Source organism: Streptomyces sp. NPDC088810, assembly GCF_044750305.1.
Classification (GTDB): domain Bacteria; phylum Actinomycetota; class Actinomycetes; order Streptomycetales; family Streptomycetaceae; genus Streptomyces.
The window spans coordinates 47,604-67,913 of record NZ_JBIVJQ010000005.1; the positions used below are offsets into that span (position 1 = coordinate 47,604).

17 protein-coding genes are annotated in these 20,310 nt (G+C 73.0%); 5 read left to right on the forward strand and 12 right to left on the reverse strand.

The features are described 5' to 3' along the window. Positions 1-176 precede the first annotated feature (176 nt). Positions 177-680, forward strand: coding sequence for a GtrA family protein (locus ACIP4Y_RS17995; protein WP_358640529.1), 504 nt, complete (start codon positions 177-179; stop codon positions 678-680). 41 nt (positions 681-721) lie between these two features. Here ACIP4Y_RS17995 and ACIP4Y_RS18000 read toward each other — a convergent pair whose 3' ends face one another. After that, on the reverse strand, positions 722-1,993 hold the full coding sequence (locus ACIP4Y_RS18000) for an ATP-binding protein (RefSeq protein WP_358640531.1): 1,272 nt from the start codon (positions 1,991-1,993) through the stop codon (positions 722-724). 35 nt (positions 1,994-2,028) lie between these two features. Then, positions 2,029-2,706, reverse strand: a complete 678-nt coding sequence (locus ACIP4Y_RS18005; protein WP_358640533.1) for a response regulator transcription factor — start codon at positions 2,704-2,706, stop codon at positions 2,029-2,031. A 493-nt stretch (positions 2,707-3,199) separates the two neighbouring features. On the opposite strand from ACIP4Y_RS18005, the gene ACIP4Y_RS18010 reads away from it, so the two are divergent. Beyond that, positions 3,200-4,705 carry a peptide MFS transporter gene (locus tag ACIP4Y_RS18010; protein ID WP_401394081.1) on the forward strand — a complete coding sequence of 502 codons (1,506 nt, stop codon included), beginning with the start codon at positions 3,200-3,202 and terminating at the stop codon, positions 4,703-4,705. A gap of 186 nt (positions 4,706-4,891) precedes the next feature. Here the strand turns inward: ACIP4Y_RS18010 and ACIP4Y_RS18015 are convergent, their stop codons facing one another. From ACIP4Y_RS18015 to ACIP4Y_RS18040, 6 genes are all read right to left on the reverse strand, one after another. Continuing rightward, positions 4,892-6,157, reverse strand: coding sequence for a hypothetical protein (locus ACIP4Y_RS18015; protein ID WP_401394084.1), 1,266 nt, complete (start codon positions 6,155-6,157; stop codon positions 4,892-4,894). Between the two features lie 2 nt (positions 6,158-6,159). Further along, entirely contained in the window at positions 6,160-7,242 is a 1,083-nt protein-coding gene (locus ACIP4Y_RS18020; RefSeq protein WP_401394087.1) for a hypothetical protein, read from the reverse strand. Then, on the reverse strand, positions 7,239-8,027 hold the full coding sequence (locus ACIP4Y_RS18025) for a hypothetical protein (RefSeq protein ID WP_401394089.1): 789 nt from the start codon (positions 8,025-8,027) through the stop codon (positions 7,239-7,241). Before ACIP4Y_RS18025 ends, ACIP4Y_RS18020 begins: the two co-directional genes overlap by 4 nt. 85 nt (positions 8,028-8,112) lie before the next feature. Then, positions 8,113-8,805: an LPXTG cell wall anchor domain-containing protein gene (locus tag ACIP4Y_RS18030; protein WP_401394092.1), complete on the reverse strand. Its 693-nt coding sequence runs from the start codon at positions 8,803-8,805 to the stop codon at positions 8,113-8,115. 205 nt (positions 8,806-9,010) lie between these two features. Next, entirely contained in the window at positions 9,011-9,589 is a 579-nt protein-coding gene (locus tag ACIP4Y_RS18035) for an ATP-binding protein (protein WP_401394095.1), read from the reverse strand. Between the two features lie 388 nt (positions 9,590-9,977). Then, positions 9,978-10,355: an STAS domain-containing protein gene (locus ACIP4Y_RS18040; RefSeq protein ID WP_030341416.1), complete on the reverse strand. Its 378-nt coding sequence runs from the start codon at positions 10,353-10,355 to the stop codon at positions 9,978-9,980. Between the two features lie 248 nt (positions 10,356-10,603). Between ACIP4Y_RS18040 and ACIP4Y_RS18045 the strand changes: the two genes are divergently transcribed. After that, entirely contained in the window at positions 10,604-11,500 is an 897-nt protein-coding gene (locus ACIP4Y_RS18045) for an RNA polymerase sigma factor SigF (RefSeq protein WP_358640544.1), read from the forward strand. A 215-nt stretch (positions 11,501-11,715) separates the two neighbouring features. Beyond that, entirely contained in the window at positions 11,716-13,275 is a 1,560-nt protein-coding gene (locus ACIP4Y_RS18050) for a ricin-type beta-trefoil lectin domain protein (RefSeq protein WP_401394100.1), read from the forward strand. 24 nt (positions 13,276-13,299) lie between these two features. Here ACIP4Y_RS18050 and hutI read toward each other — a convergent pair whose 3' ends face one another. From hutI to hutU, 4 genes are read right to left on the reverse strand one after another with little or no spacing between them, the layout of a single operon-like run. Beyond that, positions 13,300-14,475 carry an imidazolonepropionase gene (hutI, locus tag ACIP4Y_RS18055; protein WP_401394103.1) on the reverse strand — a complete coding sequence of 392 codons (1,176 nt, stop codon included), beginning with the start codon at positions 14,473-14,475 and terminating at the stop codon, positions 13,300-13,302. Positions 14,476-14,495: 20 nt separating this feature from the next. Beyond that, positions 14,496-15,833, reverse strand: a complete 1,338-nt coding sequence (locus tag ACIP4Y_RS18060) for a formimidoylglutamate deiminase (RefSeq protein ID WP_401394106.1) — start codon at positions 15,831-15,833, stop codon at positions 14,496-14,498. After that, positions 15,830-17,032, reverse strand: a complete 1,203-nt coding sequence (locus tag ACIP4Y_RS18065; RefSeq protein ID WP_401395185.1) for an allantoate amidohydrolase — start codon at positions 17,030-17,032, stop codon at positions 15,830-15,832. Before ACIP4Y_RS18065 ends, ACIP4Y_RS18060 begins: the two co-directional genes overlap by 4 nt. 35 nt (positions 17,033-17,067) lie before the next feature. Next, positions 17,068-18,732: a urocanate hydratase gene (gene hutU, locus ACIP4Y_RS18070; protein WP_358640552.1), complete on the reverse strand. Its 1,665-nt coding sequence runs from the start codon at positions 18,730-18,732 to the stop codon at positions 17,068-17,070. Between the two features lie 139 nt (positions 18,733-18,871). Here hutU and ACIP4Y_RS18075 point away from each other — a divergent pair, with 139 nt between their 5' ends. Continuing rightward, positions 18,872-20,242, forward strand: a complete 1,371-nt coding sequence (locus tag ACIP4Y_RS18075; RefSeq protein ID WP_401394110.1) for a diaminopimelate decarboxylase — start codon at positions 18,872-18,874, stop codon at positions 20,240-20,242. Positions 20,243-20,310: the final 68 nt, after the last annotated feature.

The following is a 20,310-nucleotide window of genomic DNA, read 5'->3' on the forward strand; positions in this document are numbered from 1 at the left end:
GGGTATCGGCCACTCCGGGTAGGCCGGATCCCGTCCCTCACGCGGACTCTTACCGAGCACTTCCCCTGTTCTTTACGACCTGTTTCCGAGCAGTGGCCCGGTCCACAGGCACCGGCGGGTCCGCACGGCTAGCATGGCGGGGTCGACGAAACCTACCCGACGGGAGCTGCACAGCCATGGAACCTCGTTCCTCGGGGCTGCAACGGCTCGTACGCGAGGTCGTCAAGTTCGGGGCCGTCGGCGGTGCCGGCGTTCTCGTCAATCTCGGCGTGTTCAACCTGGTCCGGCACGTCTCGGACCTGCCGGTGGTGCGCGCCAGCATCATCGCGACCGTCGTGGCCATCGTCTTCAACTACGTGGGCTTCCGCTACTGGACGTACCGGGACCGCGACAAGAGCGGGCGCACCAAGGAACTCACGCTGTTCCTGCTGTTCAGCGCGGTCGGCCTGGTGATCGAGAACGGCGTGCTCTACCTGGCGACCTACACCTTCGGCTGGGACAGCCCGCTGCAGAGCAACGTCTTCAAGTTCGTCGGCATCGGCGTCGCGACCCTGTTCCGGTTCTGGTCGTACCGCAGCTGGGTGTTCCGGGCGCTGCCGGCCCGGGAGACCGTGGCGAGCGCGGAATCGATCCTGAAGCAGGAGTCGAAGAAGCAGCCGCCGAGGCAGCGCGTCCCGTAGTCCGCGTAGCCCCGAGCGGTCCCCGCCCCCGCCCCCGCCGGCTAGCGGACCGTGGGGCGCTCCTCGTCCGGCTTGCGCGAGGGCGGTGTACGCGACAGGAACAGGCCGAAGACCGGGGGCTGCGCCTGGAGCAGTTCCAGCCGGCCGCCGTCGGCCTCCGCGAGGTCCCGGGCGACGGCCAGGCCGATCCCGGTGGAGTTCCGCCCGCTGATCGTGCGCTCGAAGATCCGCGCGCCGAGGTCCGCCGGCACGCCCGCCCCCTCGTCCGTGACCTCGATCACGGCCTGGTTCCCGGTGACCCTGGTGCGCAGGGCGACGGTGCCCCCGCCGTGCATGAGCGAGTTCTCGATCAGTGCGGCCAGCACCTGGGCGACCGCGCCCGGGGTGCCCACCGCCTGCAGGTGCCGCTTGCCGGAGCTGACGATGGCCCGGCCGGCGCTGCGGTAGGCGGGCCGCCACTCGGCGAGCTGCTGCTGGATGACCTCGTCCAGGTCGAAGGTGACGGCGGATCCGGTGCGCGGGTCGCGGGAGTTGGTCAGCAGCCGCTGCACTACGTCCGTCAGCCGTTCGACCTGCGTCAACGCGATCGTCGCCTCCTCCTTCACCGTGTCCGGGTCATCGGTGAGGGTGATCTCCTCCAGCCGCATGGACAGCGCGGTCAGCGGCGTACGCAGCTGGTGGGAGGCGTCGGCCGCGAGGCGCCGCTCGGCGGTCAGCATGCGTCCGATCCGCTCGGCGGAGGCGTCCAGCACGTCGGCGACCCGGTCCAGCTCGGGGACGCCGTACCGCTTGTGGCGCGGGCGCGGGTCGCCGGAGCCGAGGCGTTCGGCGGTCTCGGCGAGGTCGGTCAGCGGGGAGGCGAGCCGGTTGGCCTGCCGTACGGCGAGGAGCACCGCCGCCACCACGGCGAGCAGCGCGACCAGCCCGATGATCAGCAGGGTCCGGCCGACCTCGCGGGTCACCGCGGAGCGGGGCTCCTGCACGGTGACCGTCTCGCCCTCCTCGCCGTGCTGGGTGTAGCTGATGGTGTCGCCCTCGGGCTTGCCGCCGATCTCTATGGGCGGCTTGCCCGGCAGGCGGATGACCGCGTACTGGTCCTTGCTGACCGGATTGCGCAGGACGTCCGCGTTGACGTTCTCCGCGGCGAGGATCCGGCTGTCCACGATGCTGGCCAGCCGCACCGCCTCCGACTCCACCCGTTCCTGGGCGCTGTTGCTGATCGTCCGCGTCTCGACGATCACGAGGGAGACACCGAAGACCGCGATCACCACGAGCACGACGGCGAGGGTGGACTGGATGAGACGTCGGCGCATGTCCGTTACCTAGGGTGATCGCTGGGGCCCGGAACTCAGCTCTTCTCGAACCGGAAGCCGACTCCCCGCACCGTGGCGATGTACCGGGGGTTCGCCGCGTCGTCCCCGAGCTTCTTGCGCAGCCAGGAGATGTGCATGTCGAGGGTCTTGGTCGACGACCACCACGTGGTGTCCCAGACCTCGCGCATCAGCTGGTCCCGGGTCACCACCCGGCCGGCGTCCCGCACCAGCACCCGCAGCAGGTCGAACTCCTTGGCCGTGAGCTGGAGTTCTTCCTCGCCCATCCACGCCCGGTGCGACTCGACGTCGATCCGCACCCCGTGCGTGGCCGGCGGCTGCTGCGGCTCGGCGGCGCCGCGCCGCAGCAGGGCCCGCACCCGGGCGAGCAGTTCGGCGAGCCGGAAGGGCTTGGTGACGTAGTCGTCGGCGCCCGCGTCCAGGCCGACGACGGTGTCCACCTCGTCGGCCCGCGCGGTCAGGATGAGGATGGGCACGGCGTGGCCGTCGGCGCGCAGCCGGCGGGCGACCTCCAGGCCGTCCATGCCGGGCAGGCCCAGGTCCAGCACGACCAGATCGACGCCGCCCTGCATTCCGGCGTCGAGTGCGGCGGGTCCGTCCTCGCGCACCTCGACCTCGTAACCTTCCCGGCGCAGGGCGCGGGCCAGCGGCTCCGAGATGGACGCGTCGTCCTCGGCGAGCAGTACACGGGTCATGAGGTGATGGTAGACCGCCCGGGTGCGGTGCCGGGGTGTGATCGGTTCCCGGGCTTCTTACCTTCCGGCCCCGCTGGTACGAACCATTGACCTGGCGATGCGATCCTGGAAGAGACCTTCGAATCCACGCGTGCGGTTCCCGCGACACCTGTGATCCGCGTCTCAAGTCCTTCCATATCCGGCAGTGTCCTGCCGTATGGTGATCTGAACGCCTGTAGTACACCGGGGACCTTTGGCGGGCAGTGGACGCTGAAGGTCTCTTTTGTGTACGGGCTGACCAAGATCAGCCGCGAAAGGAATGACCTCTGGCCGGGCTCCGGACGCACTGACGCGTCGTGGGGCGTGGATCCCGGTGGTCGCCGTCCACCACTCCGTGATCCGGAGCGGACTCCCCCTGGGCGTGGGGGTGGACGACCGACCTGCCGGTGCCGGCCGCACCCCCACCGGGCGCGCAACGCTCCAGCAGCCGCGTCCCGACCAGCAAGGAACGACCATGGCGTCCAGCCTGACGAAGGACTCGGTCCGCCCGGGCACCCCCGGTTCCGAGAAGACCTTCTTCGGCCACCCCCGCGGACTGGCCACTCTCTTCATGACCGAGATGTGGGAGCGTTTCTCCTACTACGGCATGAGGGCCCTGCTCCCGCTGTACCTGGTGGCCCCGGGTGGTCTGCACCTGAACGCGGGCACGGCGACGGCGATCTACGCCGTCTACCTGTCGCTCGTCTACCTGCTCACCCTGCCCGGCGGCTGGTTCGCCGACCGCGTGCTCGGCCCCCGCAAGACGGTCACCGTCGCCGGCATCGTCATCATGCTCGGCCACCTGTGCCTCGCGCTGCCCGCCGCCGCGAGCTTCTTCGTCGGCCTGAGTCTCGTCGCCATCGGTTCCGGTCTGCTCAAGGCCAACATCTCCACGATGGTCGGCCACCTCTACAACGGCCCGGAGGACCCGCGCCGGGACGGCGGCTTCACGCTCTTCTACATCGGCATCAACCTCGGTGCCTTCGTCGCCCCGCTGGTCATCGGCACGGTCGGTGAGAACGTCAACTGGCACCTGGGCTTCGCGCTGGCCGCGCTCGGCATGGCGCTGGGCCTCGCCCAGTACCTGCTGGGCGGCCGCCACCTGCACCCGAAGAGCAGCGAGGTCCCGACCCCGCTGACGCCCGCCGAGAAGGCGACCACCCTGCGCAAGGGCCTGATCTGGCTGGCAGTCGCCGTGGTCTTCTACGGCATCGTCGGCGGCACCGGCCACTTCACCCTGAACTGGGCGCTGATCCCCCTCACCCTCGTCGGCCTGATCGTGCCGATCATGGTCATCACCCGCATCCTGCGGGACAAGGACCTGGACTCCGCCGAGCGGTCGAAGGTGTCGGCGTACATCTGGTTCTTCGTCGCCGCCGCCGTGTTCTGGATGATCTACGACCAGGGTGGCTCGACGCTGTCGCTGTTCGCCGAGAAGCGGGCCGACAACACCATCTTCGGCTGGGAGTTCCCGGTCTCCTGGTACCAGTCGGTCAACCCGGTCATGATCATGGCGCTGGCGCCGGTCTTCGCCTGGCTGTGGCTGTGGCTGAACCGCCGCGGCAAGGAGCCGAGCACCATCGTGAAGTTCGCCTCCGGCCTGGTGCTGGTCGGTGCGTCCTTCTTCGTCTTCCTCGCTCCGCTGTCCATCGCGGAGGGCGGTCACAAGGCCGCGGCGATGTGGCTGGTCGCGATCTACTTCGCGCAGACCATCGGTGAGCTGACGCTGTCCCCGGTGGGCCTGTCCGTGACGACCAAGATGGCGCCGAAGAAGTACGCCTCGCAGATGATGGGCGTCTGGTTCCTCGCGGTCACCGCGGGCGACTCGGTCACCGCCCTGCTGTCCAACCCGGCCGTCGGCGGCGTCAACCTCGACCGGATGGGCTTCGTCGCCCTGGAGGCCGGTCTCGCCGTGGTCGCGGGTGTCGCGGTGTGGATGTACCGCGGCAAGGTGAAGAAGCTGATGGGCAACGTGCACTAGTCCGTCGGGACTTGGCGACAGAGGGCCGCTGCATCCATGGGGTGCGGCGGCCCTCTTCGTGTGTGCGGGCGTGCGCCCATGCGCCGTGGGGGCCGTCGGGCGTTCGCGGCGTGCGGTCGTCCGTGGTTGATCGTGCCTACGCGGCGGAGCCGCATATCGGTACAGCCCCGCGCCCCTTCGGGTCGGTCATCGCGTCCTTCGCCGTGGCAGCACCGTGAACACCGCCGCGCCCAGCAGGATCGCCGTTCCCGAGACCAGGCCCAGGGCCTTCAGGGCGCCGTGGTCGCTCGCGCCCGTCTCGGCCAGGCCGCCGCCGTCACCGCCGGTCGTGGCGGTACCCGAGGATCCGCCCGCTGTCGATGTTCCGCCGGCGGCGCCGCCCGGCTGCTCGGTGGTGTCCAGGGTGAGGGAGACCTCCGCCTTCGTCGGGGTGCAGGTCGTGGTCGTGCCGAGGGCCTTGACCGTCAGGACGCCCGGGGACAGCGTCGAGGTGCCGCTCGCGCCGGGCTTGTAGGTGCCGGTGAGGTCGGGGATCTCGATCGGGTCGCCGGACTTGACGGGGCTCGCGTTCGTCGGGCCCTCCACATGGACCGTGCCCTTGTCGGCGCCGCCCAGCACCACCTCCATGGACGGCTTCACGGAGTCCTTCGGGATGTCGACGGGGCTGTCCATCACCGACTTTCCGAACCGCACGGTGAGGGCGTAGCTCCCGCCGTCCTTCTTCGCGTCGATCTGCACCGGCGAGGTCGCGCTCTTGTCCCCGATCGGGGTCTTGCAGGCGTACGGGACCTGCACCTCCTTGCCGGGAAAGTCGGTCTGCCCGCTGCCGCCGGTCGCCGTGGCCGTGGCCGTGGCCGAGCGGGTGGGGGGCGCCGACTTCGTCGGGGTCGCGGTGGAGGTCGCCGTGCCGCCGCCCGCCGTCACCCGGATCGCCGCCGCCTTCGGCACGGTCTCCTTGGGCGTGCACTTGGTGTCGGTCGACATGGCGTTGACGGTGTACGCGTCCGGCGTGAGGGTCACCTCGCCGACCGCCGTCAGCTTCAGGCTGCCCTTCATGTCGGACAGCACCATGTTCCCGCCCTTGGGTATGGCGGGGTTCTCCCGCGGGCCCTGCACCGCGATGTCGGCGGTCTGCGCGCCGGCCGCCTTCAGGACCCCGGACGGCTGGACCGAGTTCGCGGGCAGGTCGATGATGTCCGGGTTCTTGGACGCGGCCTGGACGAACTTCCACCCGATGTCCACCGTGTCGCCCACCTTGGCCGTGGCCGGCGCGGTGATCTCGACCTTCGTGGTGCCGTCGACGGGGTCGATGCCCGCGGGCGGCACGCAGTGGGTGGCGTACGCCACCTCGGCCGCCTGCGCGGGCGCCACCATCGGGCCCAGCAGGACGCCCGCCGCACAGAGCACCAGCAGGGCGCCCGTGCTCCCGGCCGCTGTGCCTCTCCTTCGCATGCTCACGTGGGTCCCTTCGTGGTGGGAGTCGTAGGACTCGTCGGGCTGTCGTCGTGCGGTGCGGAGGACCGGCCGGCCGGGCCGCCCGGAGCGGAGTCCGGGGTGAACCACGGCAGGGTCGGAGTCGGGGCGGCCTCGGCGGCCGGGGACCCGGCGGTGCGGAAGCGCGGGAGCGGCAGGCGCGGGCGCGGGGCGGGCCGGGGCGCGCGGCGGGTTCCACCGGGGCGGGGCGGGCGGAGCCGGTCCACCACGGCCATGCCGATGCGGAACAGGGCGGCCGGTACGACCACGCAGAGCAGGATCCAGAACAGGGTCACGCCCCACGGCCGCCCCACGCCCCACGGCTGCTCGGCGAGTACCCGGCCGCCGTGGCGCAGCGTCACGGTGTACTGGCCGTGCGCCCCCGCCGACAGTTCGACCGGCAGCTTGACCTGCGCCTTCTTCCCGGGTGCCAGGGTGCCGTGCCACTGCCGTTCGTCCCACTCGGGGGCGAAGACGCCGTGCGCGGTGCCCACCTGGAACACCGGGTTCTCGATCGGACTCGTGCCGGTGTTGCCGACGGTGAGGACGAGGGTGCGGCTGGGCGGCGCCCCGAACCAGGTGAGCAGCCCGCTGGAGCCGGTCAGCCGGGTGTCGGAGAGCACCACCAGCCGGCCGGCGGAACGCTCGGCGGGCAGCGGGGCCACGGGGTGTCCGGCGACCTGGAGGACGGCGTCCGCCTCGGCCCTGGCGCCGGTGACGGTGGCCACGTGCACCACGCAGGGGCAGGGTACGGGCGGTTCGGCGACCGGCAGTCTCCGGCTGAAGGTGCCGTCGGCGCCGGTGGTCACGGCCCGGCCGGCGCCGTTGGCGCAGGAGTTGGTGCCGCCGACGACTCCCCGGGCCGGGGTGGCCCGCCCGCACACCAGCATCATCAGCAGCGTGCGCGGCCGCCAGCCGGTCCCGCCGACGGTGACCGACCCACCGGCCCGGGCCTGCACGGCCGACAGCTTCACCACCGGCCGCTCCCCCGCCGCCCCCTGCTCGACCGGCCCGACCAGTCCCGCCAGCAACGCCAGGAGGACCGCCAGCACCCCCCGCCTCACGACACCGCCCCCGTCGGCTCGCCGGCGCTGCGGTGCCGGTCACCGCGCCGCCTCCGCCGGATCACGGCCGTGACCGCCGCCGCCCCTCCCGCCGTGCCGGCCGGCGCGCTCCACGGGACGTACGTCGCCCAGGTGCTCCCGCTGTCGTGTGCGCCGCCCGGTGCCGTCACCGTCAGCCGTACGCGGACCTCGTCCAGCGCCGGCCGGCCGGGCCAGGGCTCGGTGTGGGCGCGCCGGGCGCCCGGGGGCAGGAGCGGGCCGAAGAGTCCGTCGGCGCGTACCGCGAGCGTCGGTACGTGGACGGTCGTACCGCGGTCGACCGGCTCGTACGTGATCCGGCCGGTGTGTACGGCGAGGTGCTCGACGGTCAGCGCGGCCGGCGCCGGGCCGCCGACCCGCAAACGGACCGGCGCGGTCGCGGTACGGCCGTACGCGTCGCGCGCGAGGATCGCGCCGGTGTGGTCGCCGGGCGCGGCACCCCGTGGCACGGTCACCGTGAGGGGCACCTCGGCACGGGCCCGGGCCGGGACGGTGAGGGCGGCGCGGGCGGCGCGGGCGAGGGCCGCCGGTACGCCGGTGCCGCGCAGCCGGACCGTGAGCGGCGTCCGGCCGCGGTTGGTCACGGCCACCGTGTCCTGGAGCACCGCCCCGGGCGCGCCCTCGGCGCAGAAGGCGGGGCGTCCGCCGCCCAGGGGCGCGAGCGACCAGCCGCCGGACCGCGGGCGGGCGGGCGGGGCGGCGGTCAGCAGCGTGAGCGGCACGAGCAGGGTGATGAGCAGCGGCATCCGCGAAGGGGGCGGCGCGGGCGGCATGGGCGGCTCCAGCTGTGGTGGCCGGACGGTTCGGCGGGGTGCGGTTGGCCGGTTCCGGTCAGCGGCGGGCGGTCTGGCCGCGCCGGGTCAGCCACAGGGCGCCCGCCGCGCCGGCGAGGAGAACCGTTCCGCCGAGCGTGCCGAGGGCGACCGCGGAGTCCTCGGGACCGGTCTGCGGCAGCTGCCCGCCGGACGAGGTGCCACCCGACGAGGAGGACGAGGAGGACGACGACGACCCGCCGGCCGCTGTCGCGGCCAGGGTCAGGGACGGTTGCGGGCTGTTGGTCGGCGTGCAGGTCGTCGTCGTACCGAGCGCCTTGATGGTGAGCGTGCCCGCCGTGAAGGTCACCTTGCCGCTCTTCTTCGGCGTGTAGGTGCCGCTCAAGTCGCTGATCTTGATGGGCGTGTTCGCCGGGATCGCGGCGGCGTTGGCGGGTCCGCTGACGGCGAGCGTGCCGCTGTCGGCGCCGCCCAGCCTGATCGTGGCGCTCGGGCTCATCGCCCCCTTGCCCAGCTCGACCGGGCTGGAGGAGACGCCCTTCTGCCAGGACATGGTGATCTTGTAGCCGCTGCCGCTCCTGACGCCCTTGATGTCGATGGGCGAGACGGCGCTCTTGACACCGATAGGGGTCTGGCAGCGGTAGTTGACGTCGACGACGTCGGCGTGGGCGGCCGGCGCGGTCAGCAGCACCGCCGAGCCGGCCAGGGCCGCGGCGGACGCGAGCGCGGCGGTTCGTTTCGGGTACGACACGTTCGGTCCACCCCATTCATTCCTGACGGCACATCAGATTCGGCCGTCAAGGTACGCCCGGGGTCGTGAGGTTGGAAGACGCGTCACACGCCGGAGTTGCGGCGATCCGGCGTGCGCGAAGAGGTGTCGCGGTGGAGGCCCTGGGGCGCGGCGGCCACCCGGCGGATGCCGGTGCACGCCGGCGCCCGGGCGGCCGTACGGGCTGTCAGGCCGGGGCGCCCAGTTCCGCCCAGACCGTCTTGCCCGGCGTACCGGGGGCGCGGAGCACGCCCCAGTCCAGGCACAGCCGCTGCACGATGAACATGCCGTGGCCGCCGGGGCGGCCGGCGCGGTGCGGGGTGCGGGGGGCCGGCTGGCCGGTGCCCCGGTCGGAGACCTCGAGCCGGATCACCTTGTTGTCGCAGGCCAGGCGCAGTTCGTCGGGGCCCTCGGCATGCAGGCAGGCGTTGGTGACCAGTTCGGAGACGACGAGCAGCACGTCCTCGGCGGCGGCCCGCTGGTCGGCCGTGGCAGCCGGCAGCCAGCCCCACGCGTACAGCGCCTGGCGGGTGAAGTCGCGGGCGAGCGGAACCACCCCGCTCTCCCCTTCCAGGCGGAGTCTGCGGACCTGCCGCCCGCGGGCCTGCGACGTGCCGTCGGCCGCCCCGGACGGCACAGACGGCACGGACGGCGCGGCTGCCCCCGTGGCTGCGCCGGTGGCCGGCGCCTCCCCCTCGGACGCCCCGGAAGCGCCGCTGGGCTCCGGGCCGCGGTCGCCCGGCGAGTAAGGCCGGGTGGTGCTCATCAGCGCTTCACCTCACCGATTCACCAGTTCACGATTCAATAGTCCGGTCAGTAGTCCGGCCGACGGCCGGGCCGAAGGTCCGGCACCGTCGGCGCCGGCCGGTCCGTACGCCGTCCGCGGGTCGTACGCAGGTCGCCCCCGTCCCGTCCGCCGGCGGGTCGTCCGTCCCACCGCCGCCCGGGCGGGGTCCCGTCCCGTCCGCGCGTCGGACGCGCGTTCCGTCAGGTCGTTCGCCGGTCCCCGGAGGATCCGGCGGCCGGCAGGACGCCTCCTGCCTCTTCTGCCCTCTCCTGCCCGGCCGATCCGGCGGAACACCCCCGTATTGGACGTGACGCGGACAACGCCCTCGGAGGCCGGTGCGCGGACCGGTCCGGACGGGGGCGGCGGCTCAGTCGGCACCGTCGGCCAGGGCCGCCTCCACGGAATCGTGGACGGTGAAGACCGCCTCGGCCCCGGTGATCTCGAACACGCGGGCGACCACCGGCAGCATTCCGGCCAGGTGGACGCCGCCTCCGGCGGCCTCCGCCTTCAGCCGGGCGCCGAGCAGGACGTTCAGCCCCGTGGAGTCGCAGAACTCCAGGCGTGAGCAGTCCACGACAAGCCGCGCGAAGCCCTTGTCCAGAAGGTCGTCGAGGGGCTCACGCAAAAGATCGGCGGTGTGGTGATCCAGCTCGCCGGCCGGTGTCACAACGGCGCTGGAGCCCTCTTCCCGCACCTCCACCAGAAGCCGGCCCGACTGTGCGCTGCCGACCGTCCCGTGGTCCATGCCGTCTCTCTCTCCCGAGGTCGTGGCTGCTGATGCCCTCGAACATTACGCCTTCCATGCGCACTCCGACACCCGAACATCCGCACACAATCGGACATATCGCTACAGAACGCACTTGCGACTCGCTCGCTCGACCGGGTAGGGCTAGTAAGGACACACACCCCTACACGCCGGCTTCGGAGGCGCCGCACACCGCAGTGCACGTACTGGCTTCGGCAGCCTTATGCCGAGAACGATGGAGGACACCCATGTCACCCCGGCTCGACGCATCGCATACCCCGATCGCGACGTCGACACCCCCACCGGAACAACTGGATCATCCCATCGACACCCTCGACCTCTTCGAGGGCCTCCCGGAGATCCCCCCATACGACGAGATCGGCCCGGTCGATGCGCGGGCCCTGTCCAAGACCCTCTTCGAGCGGCTCGAGTCGCTGGAGGAAGGGACGTACGAGCACGCGTACGTCCGCAACACCCTCGTCGAGCTCAACCTCGCGCTCGTCAAGTTCGCCGCCTCCCGCTTCCGCTCCCGCAGCGAGCCCATGGAGGACATCATCCAGGTCGGCACCATCGGCCTGATCAAGGCGATCGACCGCTTCGAACTCTCCCGCGGCGTCGAGTTCCCCACCTTCGCGATGCCCACCATCATCGGCGAGATCAAGCGGTTCTTCCGTGACACCTCGTGGTCCGTGCGCGTCCCGCGCCGGCTGCAGGAGCTGCGGCTCGACCTCGCCAAGGCCGGCGACGAGCTGGCCCAGCAGCTGGACCGCGCCCCCACGGTCGCCGAACTCGCCGAGCGCCTCGGCATCTCCAACGACGAGGTCGTCGAGGGCATGGCCGCCTCGAACGCGTACACCGCCTCCTCGCTGGACGCCCAGCCCGAGGAGGACGACTCCGAGGGCGCGCTCGCGGACCGTATCGGGTACGAGGACCACGGCCTGGAGGGCATCGAGTACATCGAGTCCCTCAAGCCGCTGATCGCCGAACTCGCGCCCCGGGACCGGAAGATCCTCTCCCTGCGGTTCGTGGCGAACATGACCCAGTCGGAGATCGGCGAGGAACTCGGCATCTCCCAGATGCACGTGTCCCGGCTGCTCTCGCGCACCCTGGTCCGGCTGCGCAAGGGGCTGACCCTGGACGAGTGACACCGGCGTCGCTCCGGATGCGGAAAGCGGCTCGGCCGACGGCGCCGGGCCGCTTCGCCGTCCGCGGACCTGGCCCTCCGGCTGGCGGGTGCCCCACGGCCCAACCGTTATGCGGTTACCCGCGGAAACGTCTTTGCAGCGCCCGTCCCCTCCACCACTATGGCCCCCCGAACCGGCTGGTGGGCCGGCCGCGTTCGCCGAACGGAGGGTGTCGTATGGCTGAGGGGGACGACCACGCCACGGCCGGGGGCCACGAGGACGCACCGGACGCACGGCTGACCGAACTGCTGCGCTCCCCCACGCACACGGCGTACCCGGCGCTCCAGGAGCTGCGCCGCCGGCACCACCCGGCGGTCCTCGGCTACGCCCGGCTGTGCGCGGTGAACGAGCCCGTGGCCCGCCGGCTGGCGGCGGAGACGTTCGCCGCGGCGGCCCGCGAGACGGCCCGGGGCGTCGAGCCGGCCGTCCCGCTGCGCCACCGGCTCCTGCTGCTCACCGCACGGCTGGCGGCCGCCTGGGCGCGCGACGAACGCTCCGTGGGCATCGACCCGGGCCTGCTGCTGGTGCTGAACGCGACCGGCCGCCCCGAGGGCCCGACCCCGCCGCTGCTGTCGGCCTTCCAGTCTCTGCCGTCCCGCACCCAGGGCCTGCTCTGGTACGGCGTCCTCGACGCGGAACCCGTGGAGCGCACCGCCGCCTTCCTGGGTCTGAGCCGCGCGGACGTCGCCTACGGCACCCAGCACGCCCTCAAGGCCCTGGCCCAGGCCTGCCTCCGGCACCGCCTGGCCGCCTCGGACGACCCGCGCTGCGCGGACTTCCGCCGGCTGATCGAGGAGGCGGTACGGCCGGACGCCCCGCGCCACAGTGCCGACCTGGACGCCCACATGGCCCGCTGCACGCACTGCACGGCCGCGTTCGAGGACCTGCGGGCGCTGCGCGACGCGCCGCGGCAGACCCTGGCCGAGGGCCTGCTGCCGTGGCGCGGAACGGCGTACCTCGACCGGGAAGAGCCTCCCGCCCCCGACCCGGCCGTGGCGGAGAAGCCGAGCTGGCCGCCGCGACGCCGCGTCCTGCTGGCCTCGGCGGGCCTGGGGGTGGCGCTGACCCCGCTCCTGGTGTTCGCACTCGTCTCGGCGCGGCCCGCCGACCAGCAACCGGCGGTCGCGACCCCCGCGCCCGCGCCGGTGACGGTGACGGCCACGGTCTCCGTCACCACCTCCCCGTCCCCCTCCCCGTCCCCCTCCCTGTCCCCGTCGCCCAGCGCCTCCCCCACCCGCTCGTCCCCGTCGCCCGCGCCGAGGCGGGCCTCCCCCCGTCCGACCCCGTCACCGCACCGGACCACACCGAGGCCGACGCCCCCGCCCCAGCCGCCGGGCACCTCGCCCGCGCAGGTGGTCGACCTCGCCACGGACCGCTGCCTGGACATCCGCTACGGCGACCTGTCCCAGGGCAACGACGTCATCACCGCCCCCTGCTCCTCCTCGCCCACCCAGCGCTGGCGCGTCGACCCCTACCTCGGCGTGCTCCGCTCGGCGGCCGACGACGACTTCTGCCTGGACAGCCGGGGCTCGGTCGACCGGGGCGTGGGCATCTGGGAGTGCGACGCCGTCTACAGCAGCAACGGCGAGAACCTCCGCTTCACCGTCGACCCCGACGGCACGATCCGCCCGCACATCGCCATCGAGACGGCGGTCACCCCGGCGGGCCGGTACGGCGTGGCCCTCGGCCCCCTGGACGGCAGCCGGGAGCAGCGCTGGCGGGCGGGGGCGCGGTGAAGGCGCCCGGTGTCCCGGCGGGGTTCACACCACCCGGGCTCCGCGCCGCCACACCCCACTGACCAGCGGCACGCCCGGCCGGTAGGCCAGGTGGACGTGGCTGGGCGCGTCCAGGAGGGTCAGGTCGGCGAAGGCGCCCGGGGTGAGGCGGCCGATGTCGGTGCGGCGGAGGGCGGCGGCGCCGCCGGCCGTGGCCGCCCAGACCGCCTCGTCCGGGGTCATCCGCATGTCGCGGACGGCCAGCGCGATACAGAAGGGGACGGAGGACGTGAACGACGAGCCGGGGTTGCAGTCCGTGGAGAGGGCGACCGTCACACCGGCGTCCAGGAGGCGGCGCGCGTCCGGCCACTCGGCGCGGGTGGAGAACTCGGCGCCGGGGAGCAGGGTGGCGACCGTCGCGCTGTTGGCCAGGGCGTCCACGTCCGCGTCCGTGAGGTGGGTGCAGTGGTCGGCGCTGGCCGCGTCCAGTTCGACGGCGAGCTGCACGCCGGGGCCGTAGGAGAGCTGGTTGGCGTGGATGCGCGGGTGCAGGCCCTTCGCCTTGCCGGCGGTGAGGATCGCGCGGGCCTGGTCGCCGTCGAAGGCGCCCTTCTCGCAGAAGACGTCGATCCAGCGGGCGTGCGGCGCGCAGGCGTCCAGCATCTCGCCGGTGACCAGGGCGACATAGGCTGCCGGGTCGTCGGCGTAGTCGGGGCTGACGATGTGCGCGCCGAGGTACGTCACCTCGTCGGTGTGCCGCGCCGCGAGGCGCAGGGCGCGGGACTCGTCCTCGACCGTGAGGCCGTAGCCCGACTTGGTCTCGAACGTCGTCGTGCCCTGGCGGAGCGCCTCGTCGAGGTAACGGGTGAGGTTCGCCTCCAGTTCCGCGTCGCTCGCGGCCCGGGTGGCCGCGACCGTGGTGCGGATGCCGCCCGCCGTGTAGGAGCGGCCGGACATGCGGGCGTTGAACTCCTGCGTCCGGTCGCCCGCGAACACCAGGTGCGAGTGGGAGTCCACGAAGCCCGGCAGCACCGCCCGGCCGCCCGCGTCGACCCGGTTGTCAGTGGCGGGTGCTTTGCTGGATTCACCGGTCCACGCGACACGGTCGCCGTCGATGACGACGGCCGCGTCCTGGATCAGGCCGAGGGGGGAGTTGTCGCCGAGGGAGGGGTCGTTGGTGACCAGCGTGGCGATGTTGGTGATGACGGTGCTGCTGCTCATGGTGTCCTCGTGGGTGATCGTCAGGCGCGGAGGGCTTCGACCGCCCGCGCGAGGGCCTGCGGCACGTCCGGTACGAGCGTGTGCGCCCCGTCGCGTACGACATGCCGGCCGCCCACGACCGTATGCCGCACGTCGGCCGCGCCCGCCGCGAATACGGCCGTCTCGGCGCCCAGTCCGGGCAGCGGCCCGGCCGTCCTGACCGAGTCCAGCGCGATCGTCGTCAGGTCGGCGAGCGCACCCGGTTCGATCGTGCCGGCCTCGTCCCAGCCCAGGGCGGCGTGGCCGTCGGAGGTGGCGGCCCGCAGCAGGGCGGCGGCCGTCCAGTGGCCCCGGGTGCGGGTGCGCAGCCGCTCGTTCAGCTCCATCGCGCGTGCCTCTTCGAGCAGGTCGATGACGGCGTGGCTGTCGGAGCCGAGGGAGAGCGGGGACCCGGCCCGCTGGAGGGCGACGGCCGGGCCGATGCCGTCGGCCAGGTCCCGTTCGGTGGTGGGGCACATGCAGGTGCCGGTGCCCGAGCCGCCGAGCAGGGCGATGTCCTCGTCGGTGAGGTGGGTGTTGTGCACCCCGGTGGTGCGCGGCCCGAGGACACCGTGGTCGGCGAGCAGCCGGGTGGGGGTGCGGCCGTGGGCGGCGAGGCAGGCGTCGTTCTCGGCGGTCTGCTCCGACAGGTGCACGTGCAGCGGGGCCCGCCGCTCCTGCGCCCAGCCCGCCACGGTCGCCAACTGGGCGGCGGGCACGGCCCGTACCGAGTGGATCGCCGCTCCGATCCGTGCGTGGTCCCGCTCCTTGAGAACTGCACAGCGTTCGGCCCACGCCTCCGCGCTGCCGTCGGAGAACCGCAGCTGGTGGCTGTTCGGGGCCTCGCCGAAGCCGGAGGAGAGGTAACAGGTGTCGAGGAGGGTGATGCGGATGCCGGCCTCGGCGGCGGCCGCGATCAGCGCCTCGCCCATGGCGTTGGGGTCGGCGTAGGGGGTGCCGCCGGGGGCGTGGTGCACGTAGTGGAACTCGCCGACACAGGTGATGCCGGCGAGGGCCATCTCGGCGTACACCGCGCGCGCCAGGGCGTGGTAGGTCTCCGGGGTCAGGTGGTCGGCGACGGAGTACATCACCTCGCGCCAGGTCCAGAAGGTTCCGGAGCCGACCTGGACGGTGCCGCGCAGCGCCCGGTGGAAGGCATGGCTGTGGGCGTTGGCGAGCCCCGGCAGGGTCAGCCCGCGCAGCACCTCGGCTCCGGGCGGCGGGGCGGGCGTCCCGGTGCGGACGGCACTGATCCGCCCGTCCGCGACCTCGACGGCCACGCCCGGCTCGACGTTCGTGCCGAGCCAGGCGTGCTCCAACCAGTAGGTCCCCTTGGTCACCTGCAGGCCAGCCCTTCCAGTACGTCGGCGAGTGCGTGCACCCCGGCCACGCAGTCGTCCTCGGCCGCGAACTCGGCCGGGGAGTGCGAGACACCGGTGGGGTTGCGCACGAACAGCATGGCGGTCGGAATGCTCCCGGACAGGATCCCGGCGTCGTGTCCCGCGCCGGTGCCGAGGACGGGCACCGTCAGGCCGGTGTCCTTGCCCAGGATGCGGCCGAGTTCGTCCCGCAGGGCGTGGTCGAACTCCACGACGGGGGTGAAGGACTCCCGGACGACGTCCAGATCGATGCCGTGGGCGTCGGCGTACTCCCGGGCCGCCTTCTCGATGCCGCCCACCACCGTGTCCAGGGTGTCCTGGTCGGCGGCGCGGGAGTCGAGCCAGCCGCGCACGAGGGACGGGATCGCGTTGACCCCGTTGGGCTCGACGGAGATCTTGCCGAAGGTGGCGACGGCACCGGCGAGTTCGGCCTCGCGGCGGGCGGCGAGCACGGTCTCGGCGTACGACAGCATGGGGTCGCGGCGGTCCACCAGCCGGGTGGTGCCGGCGTGGTTGGCCTCGCCCCGGAAGTCGAACCGCCACCGCCCGTGCGGCCAGATGGCACTGGCGACGCCGACCCGGTCGCCGGACAGGTCCAGCGCGCGGCCCTGTTCGACGTGCAGCTCCACGAAGGCACCGATCCGGGCCAGCCGCTCGGGGTCGGGCCCGATGGCCTCGGGGTCGTACCCGGCGGCCTCCATGGCGCGCGGCAGGCTGACCCCGTCCCCGTCGGTGAGCCGGTGCGCCTGCTCGACGGTCAGCTGCCCGGCGGTCAGCCGGGACCCGACACAGGCGAGCCCGAACCGGGCCCCCTCCTCGTCCCCGAAGTTGACGAGGGCGAGGGGCTTGGCGAACTCCGCTCCCCGCCCGCGCAGTTCGTCCAGCGCGGCGAAGGAGGACACCACCCCGAGGGGCCCGTCGAAGGCCCCGCCGTCCGGCACGGAGTCGAGGTGCGACCCCGTGACGACGGCGTCCCCGGCGGCGGGGTCGCCGAGCCAGGCCCACTGGTTCCCGTTCCGGTCGACCTCGTAGGCCAGCCCCCGGTCCTCGGCCTGCTGCCGGAACCAGGCCCGGCACTCGGCGTCCGCCCCGGTCCAGGCGTAACGCCGGTAACCACCGGAGCCGGGGTGCCGGCCGATGGGGAGCAGCCCGCGCCACATCTCATGGAAGGACGGCGGGCTCCCTGAACCCTGGGTCACGCCTCGTCACCCTCACGCATCGGCACCCGGACCCCCCGCTCCGCGGCCACGGACTCCGCGATGTCGTACCCCGCGTCCACGTGCCGGATGACGCCCATCCCCGGGTCGTTGGTGAGAACGCGCCGGATCTTCTCGCCACCCAGCTTCGTGCCGTCGGCCACCGTCACCTGACCGGCGTGGAGGGACCGCCCCATGCCCACACCGCCACCGTGGTGGATGGACACCCAGGACGCACCGGAAGCCACGTTGACCATCGCGTTCAGCAGCGGCCAGTCCGCGATCGCGTCGGACCCGTCGAGCATGGCCTCGGTCTCGCGGTACGGAGAGGCGACGGATCCGCAGTCGAGGTGGTCCCGGCCGATGGCCAGCGGCGCGGCCAGCTCACCGCTCGCCACCATGTCGTTGAAGCGCTCGCCGGCCTTGTCGCGCTCGCCGTAGCCGAGCCAGCAGATGCGCGCGGGCAGGCCCTGGAAGTGGACCCTCTCGCCGGCCAGCTTGATCCAGCGGGCCAGGGACTCGTTCTCGGGGAACAGCTCCAGCATCGCCTTGTCGGTCTTGGCGATGTCCGCCGGGTCGCCGGACAGGGCCGCCCAGCGGAAGGGGCCCTTGCCCTCGCAGAAGAGGGGGCGGATGTAGGCGGGGACGAAGCCGGGGAAGGCGAACGCGCGGCCGTAGCCGGCCAGCTGGGCCTCGCCGCGGATGGAGTTGCCGTAGTCGAAGACCTCGGCGCCGGCGTCCATGAAGCCGACCATGGCCTCCACGTGCTGCGCCATGGACTCCCGCGCGCGCGTGGTGAAGCCGGCCGGGTCCTTCGCCGCCTCGGAGGCCATGTCCTCGAAGGCCACGCCCACCGGAAGGTAGGACAGCGGGTCGTGGGCGGAGGTCTGGTCGGTGACGATGTCGATGGGGGCGTTCATCGCGAGCAGCTGCGGGACCAGCTCGGCCGCGTTGCCGAGGACGCCGATGGACAGCGGGCGCCGGGCGTCCCGGGCCTCGACGGCCAGCTGGAGGGCGTGGTCGAGGGAGTCGGCCTTGACGTCGAGGTAGCGGTGCTCGATGCGGCGCTCGATGGCGCGCGGGTCGCAGTCGATGCAGATCGCGACGCCGTCGTTCATGGTGACGGCGAGCGGCTGGGCGCCGCCCATGCCGCCCAGGCCGGCGGTGAGCGTGATCGTCCCGGCGAGGGTGCCGTGGAACTTCTTCGCGGCGACGGCGGCGAAGGTCTCGTAGGTGCCCTGGAGGATGCCCTGGGTGCCGATGTAGATCCAGGAGCCGGCCGTCATCTGGCCGTACATGGTCAGGCCGAGGGCCTCCAGGCGGCGGAACTCCTCCCAGTTGGCCCAGTCGCCGACCAGGTTGGAGTTGGCGATGAGGACGCGCGGGGCCCATTCGTGGGTCTGCATGACGCCGACCGGGCGGCCGGACTGGACCAGCATGGTCTCGTCCTGCTTGAGGGTCTTCAGCGTGCGGACCATGGCGTCGAAGGAGCGCCAGTCACGCGCGGCCTTGCCGGTGCCGCCGTAGACGACGAGCTTGTCGGGGTGCTCGGCCACCTCGGGGTCGAGGTTGTTCTGCAGCATGCGCAGGGCGGCTTCCTGCTGCCATCCCAGAGCGCTCAGTTCCGTGCCGCGCGGTGCTCGTACGGGGCGGGGTCCCGACATCGTCTGCCTCCTCCTGTGCCTACGTCTATTCACATCCTGTCCGTCTGAATAGAGCTAGTCAATAGACCGGAGCGCCACGTCCGCGCGCGGCGGGTGTTTGGCTGGAAGCACCGGTAGCCGAGACAGGACGGAAAGACCCATGGCGGACATCGACAGCGAGGCCCGGGAGCGGGCGGACCGGCGGGACCAGGCGGTGCGGGCGGCCGTCGAGCAGGGGCTGCTGGGCCCGGACGCGGCCGTGGCGGGCCTGCTGGACGTCACCGGAATCCGGGAGTCGGCGGCGGCGCTGCGGGCGGCGTTCGACGCGGTGACGGCGCCCGGCACCCCGGTGCTGCACGCCTTCGCAGTGAAGGCGACCCCGCTGGTGCCGGTGGTGCGGCTGCTGCACGAGGCGGGCATCGGCGCCGAGGTGGCCAGCCCCGGCGAGCTGGCGCTGGCCCGGGCGGCCGGGGTGCCGCCCGCCCGGACGGTGCTGGACTCGCCGGCGAAGACCCCGGCGGAGCTGCGCGAGGCGCTGGACCTGGGCATCGCGGTGAACGCCGACAACCCGCAGGAGCTGGACCGGCTCGACGCCCTCGTGCGCTCCGCCCCGGTCCGGTCCCCGCTCGGGCTCCGGGTCAACCCGCAGATCGGCGCCGGCACCATCGGGGCGACCTCCACGGCGACGCGGACCTCGAAGTTCGGGGTGGCCCTGCGGGACGAGGGGGCGCGCGAGTGGGTCGTACGGGCCTGTGCGGAGCGGCCGTGGCTGACCCGGCTGCACGTACACACCGGCTCGCAGGGCATCCCGCTGCCGCTGCTGGCGCGGGGCGTGGCGGAGGTGTACGCGCTCGCGGAGGAGATCAACGCGGCCGTGGGCCGGCGGCAGGTGGACACGATCGACATCGGCGGCGGGCTGCCGGTGAACGTCGGGTCGGAGGCGACGGAGCCGACGTACGCCGGGTACGCGCGCGTGCTGGCCGGCCAGGTGCCGGGGCTGTTCGACGGGCGGTACGGGCTGGTGACCGAGTTCGGGCGGTCGCTGCTGGCCAAGCACGGGACGGTGGTGGCCCGGGTGGAGTACGCCAAGAGCGCGGGCGGGCGGCGGATCGCGGTGACCCACGCGGGCGTGCAGGTGGCGGCACGGACGGTGTACGTCCCGGGGACCTGGCCGCTGCGGATCGCCGCGTACGACGCCAAGGGGCGGCCGAAGACGGGACCGGAGGTGGTACAGGACGTGGCCGGGCCGGCCTGCTTCTCGGGCGATCTGCTCGCCGAGGGGCGCGCGCTGCCGCTGCTGGAGCAGGGCGACTACGCGGCGGCGCTGGACACGGGCGCGTACGGCTTCGCCCACCACTACGCCTACAACTCCCTGGCCCGGCCGGGCATCTACGGCTACGCGCCGGACGGCGCCGGGGGCGTGGCCTTCGCGGTCGTGCGGGAGCCGCAGACGCTCGCGGACGTGGTGGCCGAATCCGGAGGGGCGCACGCTTCCGCGCTCACCACCCTCTATGCATCCAGGAGCCGTTGACGGACCCGGTCCACCCTCGAACAAATGGTGCAACGGTCATGACACACACGTCAGTTGACCCACACTAG